We start from the raw sequence: 21,259 nt of genomic DNA, 5'->3' as shown, positions 1-21,259 counted from the left end.
TAGCTCCTTTTATTAATTATAGGAGGATGATTAAATGAATTACAAAGAAATGAGAAAAAACATTGAAGAAATGGCAGATAATAACTATCAGGACTTCGTAAAAGCGTTAATTAGCTACGAGAAAGGGATTAATGATGAAAAAGCTTTAGATAGTTTATATGAGGAGTTTATGGACAACGATACTCAAGGTTTATTAAGTGAAGAATTTGATTACTCGATAGATAATCTTAAAGAACAAGGCTTACTACAAGAAGAAGCTACCATAAAGGAAGAAAGAGATGACCTAATCAATGTTGTAGGAAATCTTATCAAAGATCCAGAACTATTAGAGATAAAGGATAATCAAGGAGAGAAACTCAAGGTGGCTAACTTTACCTTGGTTTCTAATGATAAGGAGGGAGGGAAGAATTACCACTCTTGTTCAGCCTATGGAGAAAAAGCAAAAGGAATGGAAAAGCTTAAACAGGGAGATTTTATGAAAGTATTTGGGTAAACAAAGGTAAGCCTTGGAGATGATGGAAAGGAATACACAAATATAAGAGTGCTATCATCAAAACTTTTAAAGGCAAAAGAGAGAGACCAGGATAAAAGTCCTAAAAAAGAATCCATACTTGGAGCAATAAAGAAGTACAAGGCAGAGGATAAGGGCAAACAAACGGATAAGTCAGATAAAAAAATAGAAGCAGAAAGATAATCTTGGCGGTGTGGTCTTCGGACTGCACCGTTTTTTTATTGCAAAAAAGTTCGATATTAGATACAATTGTATGGTATTAGAGAAGATTTGGGTATAAAAATACGAAGAGAGATGGAAAAAATGCTTAAATTAAGTTATAAAAAATTATTTAAAAAACTTATTGATTTAGATATGAAACATAATGATTTAATGGAGAAAGCTAATGTCAGTAGAAGTACATTTTATAAGTTGAAAAACTGTGAGAATGTAACAACTGATGTTTTATTAAAAATATGTGTAGCATTAGATTGTGACATATCAGAAATTGTAGAATGTTTGGAGGAAAATGAATGCTAAAAGTAGGGACTGTCTTTAGTGGGATTGGTGCTATAGAGCATGCTCTTCAACGAATGGGAATAGAACATAGTATTGAATTTGCTTGTGATAATGGGGATATTGATATAATGTCAAAAAAAATTGATTCAGATATTGATTCAATAATTGAAGAAATGGACTTTTTAAATCAGGAGGATTTGGAAGATGATATTTATGATAGTGATAAGATAAAGTCTCATTTTAATGAAGTTATAAATAAAATAAGAAAAAGTTTAGTTGATACTAAAAATATAGATCGATTAAAGAACGAATATATTCAAACAGGCTTGGCGAATGATAATCAAAGAAAAGCATATAAAGATTTTGAAAATAAACTTAATTACACAGAAAATAACATTTCTAAAAAATTTATTCTTATGCAATTGAGTATAAAACTAGAAGGAGATATTAAAAGAAGTAGTTTAGAAAATGATAAAAAAGAAAAAATGTTATTTCAATTTACTAATAATACAAGTTACAGAAAAATTGTTAGAGAAATAAAAAATATTAGTTCAAATCTTTCGATGTCACATGAAAAAATTAATTCTGAAAGAATTAGAGAAAAAGTTTTTGCATTAGATTCTTTAGAACAGCAAAAAGAATATGTTGATAATTTATATGTAGATCATTTAAATAGAAATAATGTTAGAAAGGCTTATTTAGCAAATTATGACATTGATGAGAGCAAGTATCATTGGAATGTATCTTTTTTTGATGGAACACATTTTAAAAATAAAATTGATTTGTTTGTTGGCGGTAGTCCATGTCAATCCTTCAGTCTAGTAGGTAAACAAAGAGGACTTGATGATACTAGAGGTACATTGTTTTATGAATATGCGAGACTAGTTCAAGAAATTCAACCAAAAGTATTCATTTATGAAAATGTCAGAGCAGTTTTATCAAATGATGAGGGTAGAACTTGGGAAACAATGTCACAAGTTTTTGATGATTTGGGTTACAAATGGAAATATCAAATATTAAATGCTAAAGACTACGGCATTCCACAAAATAGAGAGATTGTTTGTTATTGGATTCAGAAAAGATTTGAATATAACTGAATTTAATTTTCCCAAACCAATAGAATTGGAAACGACAATGAAAGATTATCTTTTAGATAATGTTTCCGGTAAATATTATTTATCTAAAAAAGGTGTTGAATTTGTAACTTCAGAAAAAAATTTGAGTAAAAGATTTACACAGATTGATGGTGATATTCAGCTCTGCCAAAAGAAAAATCAACAGTTTAATTGGCATGGAGATTTTGTTTTTGTAGAGGAGCAAGATAATCAGGAAGAATTAATGAAAGATTTAGAAAAATACTTCTTATCTGAAAAAGTAAAAAAATATGTATTGTCATCAGGTACAAAAGGGTTCTATTCAAAACCTGAAATAGACTTGGAGATAGCTAGACCTTTACTTCAGTCAATGCATAAAATGCATAGAGCAGGAGTAGATAATTATGTTACTACAGAAGGAAGATTAAGAAAATTAACTCCAAGGGAATCCTTAAGATTAATGGGATTTTGTGATAGTTTTAAAATTGTAGTTTCAGATACCTCTACTTATCAACAATCAGGTAATTCAATTGTTGTAGATGTCTTAATTGGAGTAATGGAGGAGATTATAAAAGCATATCCCAATTTGATAGGAGGTAATGTAAGTGAATAATATTAAAGTATCTATTGCAAGTAGCTTTGTAAAAAGACGTTTAAAGCTATTACATGAGAGGGAAATGGCGAGAGTAAGCTTTTTATTGGTTCAGTATCTGATGAACATGATTATGATAGTTTTTTTAATGATTATAGTAAAGATAACAGATATTATTTTTTAAAGAATATTCTTGTAGATTATCTTAAATATATGAAAGTTGAATATATTGCAGAAAAATGCAATGAATATAAAGACATTGATGCTAAATACTATGAAGATAAAATGAAAGAGGTATTACAACAGGAAGAAAAGATATTCTTTAGAATAGAAAAATTCACTGATTCTTCAAGATATTATATTAGAGCATCTGATGGAACAAATAAGATTTTTGATAAATTTCTAAGAGAAATTGCTTTACCAAGAATCACTGATTTAATCATAGAAAAAACAGGCAATGATTATAATTTTAAATTGGAATTAAATTTCGATGAAATTAAAGCTAGAAATGTTGATGAGGGTAAAAATATAAAGCAAGAAGTAGATGAAGAAATTGACCTGTCTACTAGATACAACGAGTATTTAACTAATGTTAAAAATTATAGTGAAATAACTGCAAACAAATATGTGCAAATATTAAAACAGTCGGTATTATCAAAATTTAAATTATTTGATTATGATCTCAATATATACACTATTTCTAACCTAAATGAGTTTAAAAAAATTGATTCTACCATTCGTTATTCAAGTAACTATAAGGATATAAATAATGAGGATTTTAGTAAATCTCTTAAAGAATATGCTAGTTTTCTAGAGTGGATAAAAAAACCACATCAAAGAATTTTCTTTGGTGCTCCAGGAACAGGAAAAAGTTACATGTTAAATAAGGAAGCAAAAGAGTATTTTGGAAACAATTATGAGCGTGTTACTTTTCATCCTAACTATATGTATGGCAATTTTGTAGGGGCATTTAAGCCCTATCCTAAGAAGACAGAAAAAAATGGTGAAATTGAAGAGACCATAACATATGAATATGTTGAAGGAATCCTTATGAGATTACTTGTAAAAGCGCTTAGTGATTCTAGTACAAACTATTTATTATTAATAGAAGAAATAAATAGAGCGAATGTTGCAGCTGTATTTGGTGATATTTTCCAACTGTTAGACAGAGATCAAAATGGAGAGAGCGAATATATTATAGCAACATCTAAAGATCAAAGATTATTTTTAGAACAAGCAAATGAAGAAATTGGTGATGATAAACTAAAGAATTTACTAGGTAATAATTTTGAAACATTATTCTTGCCAAGTAATTTTTATATTTGGGCTACGATGAATAGCGCTGATCAGGGTGTTATGCCTATGGATACTGCGTTTAGACGCCGTTGGGATTTCACTTATTTAGGAATTGATGATGCAGTAAAAGAAAATGAAGAAGATTTTAAAAAATATAAGATAAAAATTAGTTCTAACGAGATAGCTACTTGGAATGATTTTAGAGTTGCAGTGAACAACAAGTTAGCTTCTATGAATATACCTGAAGATAAATTTATTGGACCGTTTTTTATTTCAAAAAGTGTTTTAGAAGCATCAGATATTAGTCAATTAACAGAAATTGTGAAGAATAAAGTAATTATGTATCTATATGAAGATGTAGCAAAAGGTAGAAGAAATGAATTATTTGAAGAGAATAAATATTTGACTTATTCTCAAGCTTGCTCAAATTTTGATAAAGATGCAAAAAATTTATTTAAAAATGGATTAGATTTAAAGACGACTGTTATAAATCAAGAAATTGATGAAGACGAAACTAGTGAAGCTAACATGACTGTAGAATAGAGGTGCCTTGTGAAAGTTGAAATCTTACAAGAGTTAAAGCCCTATTCATTTAATCAGATAAAAAGAATTTTTAATAAGAGTGATGTTTCCACTGAGGATATACTAAAATCTTTAGGGATGACAAATATAGTTAGAAAAATTAATAAGGATATTCAAGAAACAGAATTAGAAGAGTTGCTTAATATTGAAAATATAGAAGTTTTTGAGAATGAATCGGATATTTTTGTATTTAAATTTGTAGGAATGATTGTTGTAGAGGAAGTTTGTTTAATAATTTATCCTAAATATCTTTCTGATTATAAAATAGATAGAGATAGAAATTACTCTGATTTAAGACAGATACTCAAAGTAATAAAAAAATATAAATTTAAAGAGCAAAAGATAGATGGTAGTGGATCAATATTTTCGAAATACAATTTACTATCGACAGCACTTGAACTAATTGAAGATTATCATGAGAATGGTTTATATAGAAATGACCAACAAATCATTGAAGTTAATGGTGATGGGGAAATTCTATGGGAAAAAACAATTAATGAATCTCAGGCTTATTTTTCCCAAAACAGACCTTTTTATTTGGATATTTTCAATGTTAGTCAGATTAATGACAAAGATGATTATTTTAGAAGACTTCATGCTGCTATTTTAACTGATTTAAGTAAAAAGTTAAAAGAAATATTTGATATTATTAACGTCGAATCTCTTTTGTTAACAGATGAAAAAATAGAAAATTTTGGTAGTTATGAATACATCAACACAAACATTGATAGAGAAATGAGAACTCAATTTGTAACTAGTCGTGTGGAGGTATTAAAGCTAATAAAACGATATTTGCTAGAGTCTGAATCCTTTAGTAGTAATCAAAAAATATCATTCTTAGGTACTTCTAGTTTTAATTTAGTTTGGGAAGATGTATGTTCTGTTGTTTTTGGAAACAACCTAAAGACACCATTGAAAGAATTAGGGCTTAAGTATAGCGAAAACGTGAAAAATTCAGCCTTATTAGTGGATGTAATTCCAAAGCCAATTTGGAAATCAAATGAATTTAATGTTGAGCATTCAGCAAAGAGAACATTAATTCCTGACATTGTAGTTGTAGAAAATGAAGGCATATATATCTATGATGCGAAATATTACAAGATTGTTCTTGATGATAAGAAGGTAGAGAAGCAACCAGGAGTGGAGGATATTACAAAACAATACCTATATGAGTTGGCCTTTAAAAATTTAGCAAATGAAAATAATTTAGAATTTAAGGAGAATAGTTTTATTTTGCCAACAGATAAAGAAGACCCAGTACACATAGGAGAAGTTAGTCTAGATTTTTTGAGAAATTTAAATGGATTAAATCAGAGTAAAATAGACGTTTATTTAATGCCAGCAAGAGAGTTTTTCAAACGATATGTTGAGAGGTGAAAACAATGAAAATAAGTGCAAACTCAGAAAACTTTATAAAATTATTTACCCAACTTTCTACTGAAAATATATCGGAAAATAAAAGTGATGGTACTGTTTCTATATTTGTAATGCCAATTAATGCAAGGCAATTTGATTATGAATAGGTTGGAAATCATTTGTTAGAGTCAGTAGCAGATTATGCTTTATCTAAAAAATTTAGAGAAAAATTTAAGAATCAATCGATGAAAATTAGTAAAGTTGCAAGGAGTAGGTTCAAAGAGTATTCAAATAATGAAGGTGAGTTAGGAGAACTACTTTTATTCTGTTTTTTAGAAGGCCATCTAGGAGCACCAAAAATTTTAACTAAACTTGAACACAAAACTACAAGTGATATGTATGTTAATGGGTCAGATGGGATTCATCTACTAAAATTAGATAATATACATTATCAGTTAATTTTTGGTGAATCCAAAATGTATAAAACAGAGCAAGATGGTTTAAGGGAAGCATTTAATTCCATTTATGATTTAAATAATGAATTGTTACAAAAATTATAGAGGAGTCAGACAGAAAAAAATGAGTACAAAGAATTATCAATACTCTTTGATTTTGGATAGGAAGTAGAAATCATCTCTCCACTTCCTTATTCATATAACTATCATAGTTCTTTTGGTATAAAACAAGCTCAGAAAATTTGTCTTTATTAAGAGAATACTCTTTCATTAGGGTATTCTTTTTTTCTTGTAAGTCATCAAGTTTTTCAAGGATTTCTTTTGATTTCGGCAGGGTTTTGTACTTGCTAGACAGAGAAGTAGCGGCAGTAGTGTAGAGCTTTAATTCTGCTGAGTATTCTCTTTCAAAGCTCTTATCATCAGGATTATCTTTAGCGTACTTGTAGTGACCTCTATACTTTCTAACCATTTCTACTTCTTCCATTGTGGTAGATAAGTTCTCCATTTCTTGCTCAATCTTTTGAATCTTACCGAGTAAATCCTGTCTTTCATCAGCTATTTTTTCGACTAATAGATCTAACTCTTGTTTTGAATTAATACCTAGATTTCTAAGAGCAAGGACAGAATTAGCTATAGTTTTAAGATTGTGTTTTCTAGCCCAGTACTCATAGCCCCTATTAGCTTGAACCTTCTTATTATTTTTCAAGACTACAATATTCCCGACTCTCTTCTTAACAGGATGGATACTTAATTTTCTGTTCTCTTTAATTCTTTCTTTTAATCGTTCCTCTACATAATCCTCGCCAATAGTCTTAGCTCTAGTAAATCTTTTCTTATCCTTATATCTAAAAGCGATGTGTTTACCCTGCTTAATTTCATAGCCGAGATTAGTCATCTTCTCTAAAAATTCTTCCCAATCTTTCGACTGTTTTATCATACGGTCAATATCAAATTGTAGCTTTGCTTTCCAAGATTTCCCCTTATTAGCCATCTCATTTTCATACCAGGACTTCCCTCTAGTTTTATATTTTCTCTTATAAGATTCATAGTATTTATCAATGACAGAAAGTTTGTTTTCCTTACATAATTCATCACTTTGAAATCTAATTTTATGGTAAGATTTCTTATTTGATTGATAGCATTTACCTGTAACAAAATTTACATTATTAAAAATAATGTGATTGTGGATATGGTCTTTATCCACATGGGTTGCTAATACATACTCATATTCATTTCCCAAAATCTTCTTACAAAGTTCTTGCCCAATTCGATGGGCAGTTTTAGCGTCAGTTTCTCCAGGGAGGAAGGACTGAATTAAATGTCTGGCTAAAACTGTTCCTTTTGTATCGAACTGTTCTCTTCTAGCTTCAAACTGTTTATGAGCAGATATGGGATTACAATTAAAAGATGAAACAAGAATTTTCTCATCCGTCTTTTTATCATCAGTGATGTAATCAATGGCATAAGATAGAGTTTTTTTAATTGGATGTATTTTTGTAATTGCCAAATTAATCGCTCCTTTCCTTTGTTCTGCCAAGGAGTAGGGAATGGATTTCCCACAACTCTTTAGAAAAATTATCAAGATCTTTTCTAATAGATTTTATATCGTCATGATAGATAATACCTGTTTGATTGGTGTGTTTGGCAATTTGATTAATATTATTTGTTGCATTAGAAAGAAGCCAATCTAATCTAACAATCGGTTCTAAATCCACGACATAAATTTCTTTTTCTAAAATACTTTTTCTAATAAATTGTCCCATAGAATTACATTTAGACATGTCCATTTTCTTCTTAAAAAGAGCTAATTCCTCATCATCTAGCCAAATCTTTAGTTGATTTTTTCTTCTTCTATTTTCCATTATTATCTTCCTTTCTTTTGAATTTCGGGGTCTTAGGGTTCTCCCTAAAAGATTGCCCCAGCCAATAGTTTCCAATGAGAGCTTGCTCGAATTGTTGAAACTATTAGGCGAGGGTACAAGTTAAAATTGAATAAAAAAAGAAGCAGTCCTTAGTGGTCTGCTTCATCAATTTTTCGTAAGTGGGTACTCACTTACTGTGCTTGCTACTTAAATAAAAACATGTAGAAAGCATTAAGCCATATTCTATTTCATTAAGAATACTCTATCATATCTTTAGCTAAATGTCAGTGTCAAAACTCAGAGTATCAGGAGTTCAGCTATTGGTCATTTTTATCATCTTTATCTTCTAACTTTGCTTCAAGCTCTAGAAACTGGTCAAAGTCACTGGTATAAATCTTGTCTTGAATCACTCTGTATTTTTCAAATTCAGATAAGGCGTGTTGCTTGGCAAGTTCAGCAGTAACTTTACCAGCATCTTGTAAAATTTTACGATCCCAAAGTGTTAGAAAGCCATTTAATCGTTTCTCCCAATCTTCCATCGTCATAGGGATATTTCGAAGAGCCATATCTTCCGCCATATCTAAGTAGGCAGATACGATCCTTTGCATTTGACCCATTTCAGTTTCTGAGAGATAGTTTTTGGCAACGACAACATCATATTTATGAATCTTTTCCTTTGGACTTCCGTCCCAAGTGCTTAGTCCCATATTTTTCTTTTTGCTGTCCGCTCTGTCATAAATAACTTCAGCAGCTGTATGCCCATGAACAGCGTAATGAAGTTTATTTTGCACAGCCGCAAAGAAACGCCTAGTAGTTTTGGAATTCTTGTCATAGTCTAGGGCAGTAGCGTAAATGTCGGTAATTTTTTGATAAAAGCGTCTTTCTGAAAGACGAATTTCACGAACCTTTTCTAATTGTTTTTCAAAGTAATCCCTGTTCAAAACAGTGCCAAAGTTCTTCAGTCTATCGACATCCATCACCCAACCTTGGATGGTATAGTCTTTGACAATTTGGTTCGCCCATTTTCTAAATTGTACTGCTCTTTCATTATTTACCTTAAAGCCTACGGCGATAATGGCTTGTAAATTATAGTGGTTTGTCTTGTAATTTTTTCCATCAGAAGCAGTTATTCGGAATTTCCTAATAACTGAATTTAGATCTAGCTCATAGTCATTAAAAATATTTTTCAAATGCTCGTTAATAGTAGGAACGGTAACCCCGTAAAGCTCCGCCATCATCTTTTGAGTCAGCCAAATATTTTCATCTTCATAGCGAACTTCAAAGGTGTTTTCACTTTCTCCACTTGAAGCGATATAAGTTAAGTATTCGGCTGTAGATGAGCGGATAGGTAAGTCCTTATTTTCTAGATTATCTTTATTTTTTTTAGACACTTCCTTGTCTATATTATTCATGTTTGTCACCTCCTAGTAAATTTCATGATTTGATTTGTCAGTGCCATCAATATCTGTAAAAAATTTGCTATCACAAGGTATACTTAAACGATTGATTGGATAGCCCATGCGATACATTTCATTGAGTTTAAAAAACATAAGATTAATGTTTACATTGAATATACTAGCTAGTTCTTCATAACATCTGCCTTCTTTTATATGCTCAATTAATTCATCTTCATCAATCAGTAAGTGAGAAGCAAAAAGATTAGCTTCTAGTTCTGTTGTACTTGTTATATTAAAAAGTTCATACTCAATTATTTCTTTATTTTTAGCAAGATCATAATGATAAATATCATGACCAAGTTCATGGGCTAGAACCATATTTAATATTCGTTTATCAATAAATGGATTATAGAAAACAAATTTATTTCTAAGAATAACTTTATACATTCCTAGTAACTTTGTGTTTTCTTTAAAGGGGATTAAAGTAACTTTACGCTCCTCTAAAATGGTACGAGGGTCTCTTGTGCCATGATGAGCTATTAACTTTTTTACATCTTTATAAATCGTTTTTCTCTGTTTATTCACAGCCGACCCTCCTTAAATTACTTTTCTTCTTCAATCCTATATTTTCTTGGAGTATATTTTTTATTTTCTAACTTAGCCATATAAAATGCTTCCTGCATAGCGTTAAGAATAGTGGTTTTATCTTCATCTGGTAATTCTCCACCAGCCATTAAACCAATCATTCCATTGACAATTTCTTCAGCATCTTTTGCTCCTTTATAGCCAAATTCTTTTCGAACATTAAGTAAAAAATTTGTTTCAACTGATAAGAAATAATCCTTATCAACATCAAGAGCATTAGCAAGTTTTTCGTAGTATTTTTTTGTTCTAGGTAGCGTTTCACCGAGTTCATATCTTGAAATAGTTTTTAATGATATACCTGATTTATTTGCTAATTCTTCTTGGGTTAAGTCTTTATCGATTCTTAAATCTTTTAGTTTTTGGGCGAAGTTCATTTTATTTCCTCCTTTTAGTCACTAAAAGTCTCAAATTATCAAAATAGTCTTGACAAAAGCCTTCCAATGACTTAAAATTATATCAAAAAAGTCTTTCGATGACTATATTATACATTTAAAAGACTTATTAAGTCAAGTGATTTTAAAAAATATTATTAATGGAAGATGAGAATAAATAGAAAAGTTAAATACAAAAAAGATAATTACATTGTCATCATCTATAGAAAAAAGAAAGAATTGGCATGGGATTACTAAAATTCTTTCAGATAAAGATAAGTATTTATTGAAGGACTTGTATCTTTAATTAGAATTTATTTAGGCGAAATTATGAGGTGAAAAATTGAAAACAAAGAATAATGAAATAAGAAAAAAAGACTCTTGTGAGTCGTATAAACATAATGCGAAACTTCTTTTAAAAATTTATAGGAAAGTAAGTTTTCATGTTGAAGATCGAATACAAATGAAGGACCACGAGATTTATGCTAGCAGAAGACAGCACTTAGAAGATTTAGTGATTAGTTTTCTTGAGGTGGATAGTACAGTTGATGTTAGAAAGCTAGAAGAATGTCTGATTGATGTAAACATTAGCCTATCTTTATTGGAACTTATGGATTTAGCTTTAGAAAGATTAAGTCGATATCCAAATGACGGAGAGCTTTTTTCTGATATTTTATGGCACAGATATTTTGCAGAAGAGGTAAGAACTTGTGAGCAACTTTTAAGTGTACACAATATGAGTAGATCAACTTACTTTAGATATCTAAACAAGGCTACACAGGCATATGGAAATATGCTTTTTGGTTATGCCTTACCAGAAATTATAGAAGCTTTAAAAACCATACATGAACTACCAATGGTAGCAGAGATTACTCAATCATATGAGACCTAGATGAGACTAATTGAGGACTTATTTAGTACTAGATTGGAACCTACTTGCTACTGTAATTAGACTTCATCTGATTTAATCTAATAGCATAGGGCAGATATTGCCTTAAATATTTATGGGATTGCCACGAATTATATCGTGGCTTTTTTTATGCCCAAAATCAGGAGGAGCTATGGTTAGTATTCGTAGTCCTCCTATTTGTTTTGGGTAGAAGAACGAAAAAAACAAATAAGGAGGACAAAATGAGCAAAAAATATTTTATATTTATTGATGGAAAGAAAGTTTATGTAAGTGAAGAAGTTTATAAAGGGTATTGGCAAATTACAAATCGTGAGAACTATTTAGAGCAGGTGGATCGTAAAAACCACTTGCTCTTTTTTTCTTCCTACGATAAGGATGGAAATTTTGTAGACAACCTAAGAGATGACAAGGTGGATGTAGAAAAGATAGTCGAAACTAAAATATTAATTGACAGGGTTCATGATGCACTTGATGGGTTGAATACAGAAGAAAGAGAGTTAATCGAAAGCCTATATTTCGAAGAAGAATCAATTCGTTCACTAGCAAGAAGATTAAACACTTCTCACACATCAGTTATTAGAAAAAGAAATTCAATTTTTAAGAAATTAAATAAACTGTTAGAAGACCTATAAAAACTAGGGGCAAGTTTAAAACTTGCTCCCTTTTTCTTTTCACCCGTTCCACTTGTTCTAAATATTCACTTTAAAGGTGTAGGGCATTTAAAAGAACTTAAATTTATTAGGAAAAACCTACAAATTGAACCTTGAAAACTGAATAGACCATTACGAGACTTTATCCACTTAAGGAGCAAGAAGACCTATACGCTAAGACCTTTCTGCTGACCCTAGGGTTGGTTTAAATGAATACTGCAAGTGCAAGGATAGAAGAAAATGAGCGAAAAATATATGTCTTTAATTAAGGCCTGGAAATCTTAAGCGATGATTTAAGTGGTGCTAATGATACTTCTAAAGTTGAGGCCGGCTCGTCTAGAACAGGGGCGGAGGTGAGATTCCTATGTAGCAGATCCACTGCACTCGTAAATGTCAAAAAACTTAAATAAATATTTATATGAATGATTTGTGAGGTAAAACAAATGAAAAATAAAGAAGAAAATAATAAAAAAATAAAGGACTATGAAAAGCAAAAGAATGAAGACAAGCCTTTTACAGAAGAAGTGAACAGAGATTCTACTGTAGACTTTTTAGAACTTATCGAGAGTTTTCTATGCCCAAAATGTATTAAGATTTGAGGGGGCTGACAAAAAGGAACTCATGCGGTAAGATTTAATTGATAGAGAAAATCTTCGTTTCTATTTGCCGAATATTAACGAGGAGGATTCTCATGAAAAAAGCGTGTATGTATCTTCGTCTCTCAAGAGATGATGGAGATAGCATGGAAAGTAATTCAATTTCCAATCAAAGGCAAATTATACAAACATTTGCCAAAACAAAGGAACTAGATCTAGTCTGTGAATATATTGATGACGGCTATACTGGTTCAAATTTTGACCGACCAGATTTCAAAAAGATGATAAATGACCTAGATAGGGGGAGGTTCTCTACAATCATTGTAAAGGACTTGTCCCGTTTTGGTCGTGATTATATTGAAACTGGTAAGTATCTTCAAAAAATATTTCCTGAAAAAGGTGTTCGTTTTATATCGGTAAATGATAGCTATGATAGTGAAGAAGCTGATATGAGTGATACACACTTAATATTACCTATCAAGAACTTTATTAATGATAGCTATTGTCGAGATATCTCAATGAAGGTAAAGTCTGCAAAGGATATTAAGCGAAAGAAGGGAGATTTTATTGGAGCTTTCGCTCCTTTTGGATATAAAAAATCCCTTGAAAACAAACACCAATTAGTAGTTGATGAAGAAGTAGCCTATATTATTAAAAGAATTTTTAATATGAAGATAGAAGGCTATTCATCAAAATCTATTGCGGGTTTTTTAAATCGAATTGGGGCAACAACTCCAGCAAAACACAAGTCGAACAAGGGTAAGAGACATTCACCAGGATTTATGGCAAAGGAAGCTAAATGGTCTGCCAATATGATTAATCGAATAATTGAAAATAAGGTTTATCTAGGTATTTTAGAGCAGGGTAAGACTTTAAAGTTAAATTATAAGTCTAAAAAAGAAATAGATGTCCATGAAAAAGACTGGATTGTAATTGAAGATACTCATGAAGCTATCATTACAAAATCAATTTATCATTTAGCTAATAAAATGCTAATGAGAGACTTAAAAACTTGTAAAGATAAACCCAGTTTATATTCAGGTCTACTTTATTGTGCAGATTGTGGTAGTTCAATGGTAAGAAGAAAAGTAAAATCCAAATCTGGCACTACTATCTATTATATTTGTTCTAACTATAATCGTACAGGGGAATGTAGTCGCCATAGTATTAAGGAAGAAGATATTGTTAAACATACAAAATCTTCCCTAACAAACTATATAAAAAAGTATGAAGAAATACTAGAAAAGATTTCAAAACTAGATATTTCAGATATTACAATCAATGCTGATTTTAAATCTTTAGAAAGAGAAAAAGATAAGTATGAAAGACTAAGACAGTCTTTATATATGGATTTAGAAGATGAACTAATAACAACCAATGAATTTGAAAGATATCGAAAAAATTATTTAACAAAGATTAAGACGATTGAAAAGCAAATCATTGCTAAAAAAGAATTAGTCCATGAATTAGAAGAACAATTGAAAAATAAAGATACTTTTCTTTCAAATGTAATACCAGATAGTGACATGAAGGAATTAACTAGAACATTATTAATTACCTTTATTGATCAAGTACAGATTTTAGAAGATGGGAAAGTTCATTTTGTTTATAACAATGTAGAAATGATGAACCTACTTGAAAAACTATCAGAAAAAGAAAAGGAAGAAATTCCTCTTAAGGGAAAAACTTTATCTATTCATAGGGGGATTTCTAAACTTGCACCTTCTTTAATAACAAGGGAGGTGGCATATTATGGCTAGGACTTCAAGAAGATTTGAGGAAAAGAAGGAAGTAATAAAAAATAAAACAGTTTATAAGGCTGCTATTTATACCAGACTTTCCAGCGAAAGAACAGAAGAATGGAGAGATAAATCTTCATCAATAGAAACACAGACCTTAGTTTGTAAGGAATATGCTTTAAAAGAAAATATTCAAGTTATCGATTTATTTACAGACTATGAATATAGTGGAACGAACTTTAATCGTCCTGAATTTCAAAATATGATGAGGGCTATTAAGGAAAGAAAAATAAACTGTATTATAGTAAAAGACTTATCTAGACTTGGAAGAGAATATTTAGAAATGGGTCGACTAATAGATAAGGTGTTTCCTTTTTTAGGCGTTCGATTTATTTCAGTATCTGATAAGGTGGATACCATAAAGGATATGGATACAAAAAAATCTTTTGAAGTCACAATTAAAAACATCATTAATGATATGTATGCAAAAGATATTTCAGTCAAAATAAAATCTAGCAAAATTAATCGAGCAAAGAATGGATATTTTATAGGTTCTGTACCACCTTATGGATATAAGGTGATTAAGGAAGAAAAGGGGCAGAAACTAATAGTAGACCAAGAAGTTAGATTTATCCTAGAAGAAATATTTGAACTAGGACTAGAGGGGAAAAGCCAACTGGAAATAACCAAGTATCTAAATGAAAAATCCTATGCAACACCTATGGTTTATTATAGGACAGGAAGAATTTATCGAGAAGAAAATGATCCCCAGTGGCATGTAGGCTCTGTAGGAAAAATATTAATAAATCAAGCCTATGCAGGAGATATGGTTCAGGGAGTTAAGTCTCAATCTTTAGCTGAAGGGAAAAAGAGACATTCAGCTGATAAGAAAGACCATATTGTTGTCCTTGATACCCATGAAGCTATTGTATCTAGAGAAGATTTTTTTAACTTACAAAAAAAGCGAAAACAAAGAAAGGCAGATTCTGTATTTTCTGTAAAAGCTCATAACTTTAAAAGAGATCCTAAAAATAGATTTCAAGATTTAATTTTCTCTAACGAAACAGGAGAAAAGCTTTATCGTAGATCTAGAATTGATGGAAGTGGAAAGAAGAAGGTTTTAAAATATCTTTACCGTATAGAGCGTTTTAATGGAAGTATTAATAAAAGAGATAACCTATTTATAATGGAAGATGACCTAGATGAAAGGATTATTTTAGACTTAAGAAAAATCATGAAATCAATTACTAGTAAGACATCTTTTACCAATAGAATTTATGATAGGTACTCAAAGACCTTAGAAGAAGCAAAAAATAAAATCTTTGACTTAGATGAATTAATAAGAAATGAAGAATATAGGATTCAAAAAAGTTATGAAGAATATAGCTTGGGCAATGTAGATAGAAATACCCATCTATTAGAAAGAGACATTTCTCAAAGTCGCATTAAAACGATTGAAAGAGAAAAATCAGCTCAAGAAGATATGATGAGAGAAATAAAAAAAGATAGGAAAAAAGCTGTTTCTTGGGTTAAGGATATATTTTCTAGTAAAAGCTTAGATAAACTCTCTAAAGAACTTGTAGAAAGTCTTATAGAAAAAGTAATAGTTTATGCCAATCATGAATTTGAAGTGGTCTATAAATTTAATATGGAAAGCTTAAAGGAGGACAAGTATGAGCAGGATTGCACTTTACATTAGGCTTTCTGTAGAAGACCAAATCAAGAATAAGGAAAGCGAAAGTATTATTAGTCAGAGAATGTATCTAAATGACTATATAGATAATATGGTTGATTTAAAACATCAAGAAAGAAAAGAATATATTGATGATGGATATTCAGGAACAAATGAAAATAGACCATCTTATCAAAGACTTCTTGAAGATGTTAAAACAGGGCAAGTAAATACAATAGTAGTCAAAGATATGTCTCGCTTTATGAGAGATTATATAAGTTTAGGAGATTATTTAGAAAATATTTTTCCTTTCTTAGGTGTTAGATTTATTTCTATTAATGATGGATATGATAGTAATGAAAATCAGGGAAACGGAACTGATTTAGATATTCAGTTTAAAAATTTAATGTATGACTTCTATGCAAAAGATGCTTCTGAGAAAATTAAGACGGTAAGAAAAGCACTTAATGAACAAGGTAAGATTCAATCATGGAGTCCACCTTATGGCTATATGAAAGATCCAGAAGATAAGCATAAAATTATTCCTGATGAAGAAACTTCATGGGTGGTCAAAAAGATATATGACCTTTATCTAGAAGGATTGTCTATGAGAAAGATAAATGATTATCTGAATGAGCATAAGATGAAAACTCCAGCTCAAAGAAAGTTAGAACTTACGAAAATGGATTATTCTAATAGATATAAGAAGATTAAAGATAAGCCAGCTTGGAATTTTTCTTCTGTTATTGATATCCTAAACGATGAAATTTATACTGGGACTTATGTCTATAGTAGAATAGATAAATCTTTAATCAATGGAACTGAAAAGAATGCTAAGCCTATTCCAAAAAAGGATTGGGGAAGAGTTTTTGATAATCATGAGCCTATCGTTTCAAAAGAAATATATGATGAAGTCCAAAAACTAAAGGCTAGCAAAAGTTTTAAAGGTAAGAATACTACCTATGAATGGTATAAACACTCTCCTCTTCAAGGGTTTCTTTACTGTCCAGAATGTGGTTATTTACTAGCCTGTCAAAGGACTGCTAAGAAGAGAAAAGGAAAGCCTGATAAGATACATCGATACTTTAGATGTCGTTACTGTAAGAATGATGGAGTAAAGATAAAAGGCTCTAATGCTGATAAGCTAGAACCTTTGGTATTTGAAGAAATAAAAGAAAAGTGTGATGTCTCAAATAAGGTAGAGATCATAGAAAAGAAAGCTGTAAATAATAAGGATATTATAAAAGACATTGAAATAAGAAAACAGACTTATTATGAAAAATATAAATTAGGTGAAATTACAAGATTAAAATTTATAGAAGAAAAGAAAAAGCTAGACGATAAAATTGAAGTCTTAATAAAAGAACAGTCGAAAGTTATTAAAGAAAAAGAAAAAATAAATGAAGAAAAACTTACTCGAGAATTGATGGATAAATATATTAAATCAATCGTAGTAAGAGGAAATGAAATACTGAAAATTGAATGGAAGTAGAGTTAAAGAGGGTGACTGATAGTTGCTTTCTTTTTCTGTCTAAGTCTTCCCTTACTACAAATATAGAAGCTATTAATATTATGTTACACTCATAAAAATAGAATGGTTATATACATTTTGTTTCTGTATTTTTAATATCAGTAGGAGCATCTTCTACGTTAGATATAATTAGATAGAATAGAGTGTTATTTGTTTGAGCAAAAATCATTAGGTCTTAAATAGACAAATAGCTATGAGCTTTTAATTTTAAAATTATAGACAAAATGACTAGCTTATTAAGAAATCTTGTGTATTAAAGAGAAATTTGATATAATAAATCATAACAATTGACATTTAAAAAGAAATGTGATAAAATTAAAAATTCTAATGAAGGAGGATAGCTATGGTAAAGAAATTTTATGCCGTTAAAAAAGGTGTTAAACCAGGAATATATGTATCCTGGGATAAATGCAAGTCTCAAATACATGGCTATTCTGGCGCTATATATAAGAGTTTTACAAAATATGATGATGCTATAAAATATATTCAAGAGGATAACGATAGTATAAGTTTTGAACTCCAAGATAAAGAAACACCTCAGACGTTCGCAAAAGCTTATGTTGACGGTAGTTATGATTCTGCAACAAATAGATTTTCATGTGGCGTAGTATTTTTTCACAATGGAAAAGAAGAACATTTTTCTGAAGTGTTTTGCGATGATAGTTTATCTGAAATGAATAACGTTGCAGGAGAAATTAAAGGTTCTGAAAGAGCAATACAACATTGTTTAGATAATCAAATAAATAGTCTTACGATTTATCATGATTACGAAGGTATTGCAAAGTGGTGTACAGGTGAATGGCAGGCTAAGAAAAATGGTACTAAAGAATATAAGGCTTTTTATGATAAGGCTGCAAAAACTGTAGAAATATATTTCGTAAAAGTAAAAGGACACTCAGGTGATAAATATAATGAATTAGCAGATTCTCTCGCAAGGGAAGCATTGACAAGTGGTATTATGTATAAAGAAGTATCTAGTGATAAGGAGGATACAAAAGTGGCAAAAAAAAAGTCAGTTTATATAAATAGAGATGAACTCATAAATTCAATTTTGAAAATTGGTCACGAGCAGTGGGAATCCTTTGAAGCAAGTGAGTTAGAAAAGGTTGGTAATCAATACCGATGTAAGATTTTAGCCGATGGAAAAGATGCAACTTTGGACTTTTATTTTAAAAAAGATGGAACAACAACGGTATCTCCTACCGGGACTAATAAAGATATTTCTTTAACTATAAAAAACATTTTGGAAGAACGTTGTAACTATTCAAATATAGAGGACGGTAAGACATCTTCTTTTAAAAGAATACCACATGAATGGTCAGAAAAATTAATTAATTATTTAGAAACACTAGATATAGATGAATCTGTTTTTAAAGAAGTTGAAACGCAACCAAAACATAAAGTTTATAAAATTACGAGTAAAATTGGAGATACGTTAGTCATTAATATCTATGCTAACGGAACAATAACGTTGCAAGGGATACCAGCATATTTATATAGCGAAGCGATTTCATTTTTGTCTTATTGTGAGTGTGTTTCTGTAAATGATATTGTAGCTACAACTAATAATTTTCATGATGTAGATGTAAAAACGGAAGATGTACGCAATGAGATGGAAGTATTATTACCTCGTTCGTATAGAAATTTAGATGAAATGATTTTGAAATTATTATCTCCATCGATTGTCCTAAGAAAAATAAAAATGCCACTGGAAGATTATTCTTGCTATGCTTTTCCAGCATTAAGGGCATTAGAAGGATATATAAAATATCTTTTTGATACTAAATCAATTACCATTAGCGATAATTTTGGTGGAATCTTCTCAAGGGGATTTTTAACATCTGATATTGATAGTCGTATAAATGATATTAATTTTAAACACGAAGTAGAAAGACTTTATGATTATCTTAAGAGTAACAGACATGTCATATTCCACGCAGAACAGATTTTAATTGGTACTACAATTTTAGAGGATAAACAAGAAGCTGATGAAATTGTAAATAAAGTATTGAACTTAATTGAAACATCATATATAAATTTGTTTTATTAATAACGAGAAAGGAGGGTTCTTTATGAAGAACTATCAAATTTTAAAATTAAATAATGAACAATTTGACTTCCTTGTCATTGCAACCTCATACAAGAATCCTTTGAGTTATATTGATGAAATTAGTAATGAGATAGCCACTGATAAGGCTAAGATATTATTTGATTTAACATTGATAAATGGTATGAAAAGCAATAGATATATATATTTCAATTTTCATAAGGGTGAAAACTATTGGGAATCTTGTTCCATGGTAAAAGATATAGATGAACGTATAAGTAATATATCTAGAGATTATTTTTTTAATAATAAGGATATTGTTGAAAGAAGTGTTATTCCTGATGCACTAAAGTTTTTACTTAAAGCAGGTATGGTATAAAATAGTTTTCTTTTCGTTATAAATTTATTGTTAGAGGGCGACTAAATGGTTGCCCTTTTTTGACGTTTAAGTCATTCCTTATTATATATTTTATTAGAATTAATTTTTATCATAGACTTGACATAAGAGGGTTCTGGTTCGTTATTGATTCGTGCGGCAGATGAAGCACCTACAAGAGCAGATGGCAGCTCATTAGTAGATATATATGGACAGGAAAAGTATCCGGATACAGCTGGTTTAGCTAAGATGAATTTCATATTACATAATAAAGCAACTGGTGAAATTAAAGCTGCAAATACCTTGTCAGATCCACAGTATACAGATGAATTTGGGGAACTTACTAAATTTGATTTTATAGTAATGAATCCACCATTTTCCGATAAAGATTGGACAGATGGTATAAAAGAAACAGAGGATAAGTATAAAAGGTTTGATGGATATAGCATTCCTCCTAAGAAAAATGGTGACTATGCTTGGTTTTTACATGTTCTTAAAGCACTAAAACCAACAGGCAAGGCCGGAATTATTCTTCCTCATGGAGTTTTATTTAGAGGGAATGCAGAGGAAGCAATAAGAAAAGAAATCCTGAAAAAGAAATGGTTAAAAGGGATCGTAAGTTTGCCATCAAACTTATTCTATGGAACGGGAATTCCAGCATGTATCATTCTTGTTGATAAAGAAAACACTGAAGAAAGAGATGGTATCTTCTTTATTGATGCAAGTGATGGATATAAAAAAGATGGAGATAAGAATAGGCTTAGGGAACAAGACATAGAGAAGATTGTTCAAACTTTTAATAATAGAACTGAAATTGAAGGCTATTCTAAATTTGTAACATTTGAAAAAATAGATAAAGAAAATAATGGCAATCTAAATGTGCCTAGATATATTAATAAGATAGATACAAATCTTCCTCAAAACATAGAAGCTCACTTAAATGGAGGCATACCTAAGGATGATATAAATTCTCTCGTTAAACTATGGCACGTAGCACCTGACCTAAAGAGGGAACTATTTAAATTAGGTTCTATAATTTATAGGGTTGATGGCCGAAGGCCTCAACTCTATTTTTTACT

General features: G+C 30.2%; 20 protein-coding genes and 2 pseudogenes. 17 read left to right on the top strand and 5 right to left on the bottom strand.

The window, feature by feature from the left end:
• Window positions 1–34: 34 nt before the first annotated feature.
• The 8 genes and pseudogenes from ACQV2G_RS07680 to ACQV2G_RS07645 all read left to right on the top strand — a co-directional run bounded on the left by ACQV2G_RS07680 (window position 35) and on the right by ACQV2G_RS07645 (window position 6,489).
• Window positions 35–694: pseudogene (locus tag ACQV2G_RS07680) on the top strand (DNA-binding protein).
• A 120-nt stretch (window positions 695–814) separates the two neighbouring features.
• Entirely contained in the window at window positions 815–1,030 is a 216-nt protein-coding gene (locus tag ACQV2G_RS07675) for a helix-turn-helix domain-containing protein (protein ID WP_428876527.1), read from the top strand.
• Window positions 1,024–2,716 (top strand): annotated as a pseudogene (locus tag ACQV2G_RS07670) (DNA cytosine methyltransferase). The gene ACQV2G_RS07675 and the pseudogene ACQV2G_RS07670 overlap by 7 nt, the downstream one beginning before the upstream one ends.
• Window positions 2,709–2,879 (top strand): hypothetical protein, encoded by a 171-nt coding sequence (locus ACQV2G_RS07665; RefSeq protein ID WP_428876526.1) that lies wholly within the window; start codon window positions 2,709–2,711, stop codon window positions 2,877–2,879. The pseudogene ACQV2G_RS07670 and the gene ACQV2G_RS07665 overlap by 8 nt, the downstream one beginning before the upstream one ends.
• 29 nt (window positions 2,880–2,908) lie before the next feature.
• Window positions 2,909–4,534, top strand: coding sequence for an McrB family protein (locus ACQV2G_RS07660; RefSeq protein WP_428876524.1), 1,626 nt, complete (start codon window positions 2,909–2,911; stop codon window positions 4,532–4,534).
• A gap of 9 nt (window positions 4,535–4,543) precedes the next feature.
• On the top strand, window positions 4,544–5,950 hold the full coding sequence (locus ACQV2G_RS07655) for an LlaJI family restriction endonuclease (protein WP_428876523.1): 1,407 nt from the start codon (window positions 4,544–4,546) through the stop codon (window positions 5,948–5,950).
• A 5-nt stretch (window positions 5,951–5,955) separates the two neighbouring features.
• A complete protein-coding gene (locus ACQV2G_RS07650; RefSeq protein WP_428876522.1) occupies window positions 5,956–6,096 on the top strand; it encodes a hypothetical protein in 141 nt (46 codons plus the stop codon).
• 12 nt (window positions 6,097–6,108) lie between these two features.
• Entirely contained in the window at window positions 6,109–6,489 is a 381-nt protein-coding gene (locus ACQV2G_RS07645; RefSeq protein WP_428876521.1) for a HamA C-terminal domain-containing protein, read from the top strand.
• Between the two features lie 70 nt (window positions 6,490–6,559).
• Here ACQV2G_RS07645 and ACQV2G_RS07640 read toward each other — a convergent pair whose 3' ends face one another.
• The 5 genes from ACQV2G_RS07640 to ACQV2G_RS07620 all read right to left on the bottom strand — a co-directional run bounded on the left by ACQV2G_RS07640 (window position 6,560) and on the right by ACQV2G_RS07620 (window position 10,662).
• Window positions 6,560–7,891, bottom strand: a complete 1,332-nt coding sequence (locus tag ACQV2G_RS07640; protein ID WP_428876520.1) for a relaxase/mobilization nuclease domain-containing protein — start codon at window positions 7,889–7,891, stop codon at window positions 6,560–6,562.
• 1 nt (window position 7,892) lies between these two features.
• Window positions 7,893–8,246 (bottom strand): plasmid mobilization protein, encoded by a 354-nt coding sequence (locus ACQV2G_RS07635; protein WP_428876519.1) that lies wholly within the window; start codon window positions 8,244–8,246, stop codon window positions 7,893–7,895.
• A 317-nt stretch (window positions 8,247–8,563) separates the two neighbouring features.
• Complete coding sequence (locus ACQV2G_RS07630; RefSeq protein WP_428876517.1) at window positions 8,564–9,658, bottom strand: virulence RhuM family protein; 1,095 nt, start codon at window positions 9,656–9,658, stop codon at window positions 8,564–8,566.
• 12 nt (window positions 9,659–9,670) lie between these two features.
• Entirely contained in the window at window positions 9,671–10,228 is a 558-nt protein-coding gene (locus ACQV2G_RS07625) for an ImmA/IrrE family metallo-endopeptidase (protein WP_428876516.1), read from the bottom strand.
• A 17-nt stretch (window positions 10,229–10,245) separates the two neighbouring features.
• Entirely contained in the window at window positions 10,246–10,662 is a 417-nt protein-coding gene (locus tag ACQV2G_RS07620; protein ID WP_428876515.1) for a helix-turn-helix domain-containing protein, read from the bottom strand.
• A 340-nt stretch (window positions 10,663–11,002) separates the two neighbouring features.
• On the opposite strand from ACQV2G_RS07620, the gene ACQV2G_RS07615 reads away from it, so the two are divergent.
• From ACQV2G_RS07615 to ACQV2G_RS07575, 9 genes are all read left to right on the top strand, one after another.
• The gene (locus ACQV2G_RS07615) at window positions 11,003–11,551 is read left to right on the top strand and encodes a hypothetical protein (protein WP_428876514.1); all 549 of its coding nucleotides are present in this window, start codon (window positions 11,003–11,005) and stop codon (window positions 11,549–11,551) included.
• 239 nt (window positions 11,552–11,790) lie between these two features.
• The gene (locus ACQV2G_RS07610) at window positions 11,791–12,201 is read left to right on the top strand and encodes an RNA polymerase sigma factor (RefSeq protein ID WP_428876513.1); all 411 of its coding nucleotides are present in this window, start codon (window positions 11,791–11,793) and stop codon (window positions 12,199–12,201) included.
• Window positions 12,202–12,662: 461 nt separating this feature from the next.
• Window positions 12,663–12,818 (top strand): hypothetical protein, encoded by a 156-nt coding sequence (locus tag ACQV2G_RS07605; protein ID WP_428876512.1) that lies wholly within the window; start codon window positions 12,663–12,665, stop codon window positions 12,816–12,818.
• Between the two features lie 92 nt (window positions 12,819–12,910).
• Window positions 12,911–14,575: a recombinase family protein gene (locus ACQV2G_RS07600; protein ID WP_428876511.1), complete on the top strand. Its 1,665-nt coding sequence runs from the start codon at window positions 12,911–12,913 to the stop codon at window positions 14,573–14,575.
• Window positions 14,568–16,253, top strand: a complete 1,686-nt coding sequence (locus ACQV2G_RS07595) for a recombinase family protein (RefSeq protein WP_428876510.1) — start codon at window positions 14,568–14,570, stop codon at window positions 16,251–16,253. Before ACQV2G_RS07600 ends, ACQV2G_RS07595 begins: the two co-directional genes overlap by 8 nt.
• A complete protein-coding gene (locus ACQV2G_RS07590; RefSeq protein ID WP_428876509.1) occupies window positions 16,228–17,718 on the top strand; it encodes a recombinase family protein in 1,491 nt (496 codons plus the stop codon). The genes ACQV2G_RS07595 and ACQV2G_RS07590 overlap by 26 nt, the downstream gene beginning before the upstream one ends.
• A gap of 382 nt (window positions 17,719–18,100) precedes the next feature.
• The gene (locus tag ACQV2G_RS07585) at window positions 18,101–19,807 is read left to right on the top strand and encodes a viroplasmin family protein (RefSeq protein ID WP_428876508.1); all 1,707 of its coding nucleotides are present in this window, start codon (window positions 18,101–18,103) and stop codon (window positions 19,805–19,807) included.
• A gap of 22 nt (window positions 19,808–19,829) precedes the next feature.
• Window positions 19,830–20,183: a type II toxin-antitoxin system RnlB family antitoxin gene (locus ACQV2G_RS07580; protein ID WP_428876507.1), complete on the top strand. Its 354-nt coding sequence runs from the start codon at window positions 19,830–19,832 to the stop codon at window positions 20,181–20,183.
• 144 nt (window positions 20,184–20,327) lie between these two features.
• On the top strand, window positions 20,328–21,259 hold a 932-nt coding region (locus tag ACQV2G_RS07575), incomplete at its 3' end, for an N-6 DNA methylase (protein WP_428876506.1).

The sequence above is a fragment of the Facklamia sp. P12955 genome (assembly GCF_050409565.1).
Classification (GTDB): domain Bacteria; phylum Bacillota; class Bacilli; order Lactobacillales; family Aerococcaceae; genus Facklamia.
This window is presented reverse-complemented; position numbering and strand designations above follow the sequence as displayed.

Coding starts and splice junctions, on each gene's coding strand:
- ACQV2G_RS07610 (WP_428876513.1), top strand. CDS start 11,791: ATGAGCAAAAAATATTTTATATTTATTGATGGAAAGAAAGTTTATGTA.
- ACQV2G_RS07660 (WP_428876524.1), top strand. CDS start 2,909: ATGAAAGTTGAATATATTGCAGAAAAATGCAATGAATATAAAGACATT.
- ACQV2G_RS07590 (WP_428876509.1), top strand. CDS start 16,228: ATGAGCAGGATTGCACTTTACATTAGGCTTTCTGTAGAAGACCAAATC.
- ACQV2G_RS07595 (WP_428876510.1), top strand. CDS start 14,568: ATGGCTAGGACTTCAAGAAGATTTGAGGAAAAGAAGGAAGTAATAAAA.
- ACQV2G_RS07605 (WP_428876512.1), top strand. CDS start 12,663: ATGAAAAATAAAGAAGAAAATAATAAAAAAATAAAGGACTATGAAAAG.
- ACQV2G_RS07620 (WP_428876515.1), bottom strand. CDS start 10,662: ATGAACTTCGCCCAAAAACTAAAAGATTTAAGAATCGATAAAGACTTA.
- ACQV2G_RS07675 (WP_428876527.1), top strand. CDS start 815: ATGCTTAAATTAAGTTATAAAAAATTATTTAAAAAACTTATTGATTTA.
- ACQV2G_RS07635 (WP_428876519.1), bottom strand. CDS start 8,246: ATGGAAAATAGAAGAAGAAAAAATCAACTAAAGATTTGGCTAGATGAT.
- ACQV2G_RS07600 (WP_428876511.1), top strand. CDS start 12,911: ATGAAAAAAGCGTGTATGTATCTTCGTCTCTCAAGAGATGATGGAGAT.
- ACQV2G_RS07585 (WP_428876508.1), top strand. CDS start 18,101: ATGGTAAAGAAATTTTATGCCGTTAAAAAAGGTGTTAAACCAGGAATA.
- ACQV2G_RS07630 (WP_428876517.1), bottom strand. CDS start 9,658: ATGAATAATATAGACAAGGAAGTGTCTAAAAAAAATAAAGATAATCTA.
- ACQV2G_RS07650 (WP_428876522.1), top strand. CDS start 5,956: ATGAAAATAAGTGCAAACTCAGAAAACTTTATAAAATTATTTACCCAA.
- ACQV2G_RS07580 (WP_428876507.1), top strand. CDS start 19,830: ATGAAGAACTATCAAATTTTAAAATTAAATAATGAACAATTTGACTTC.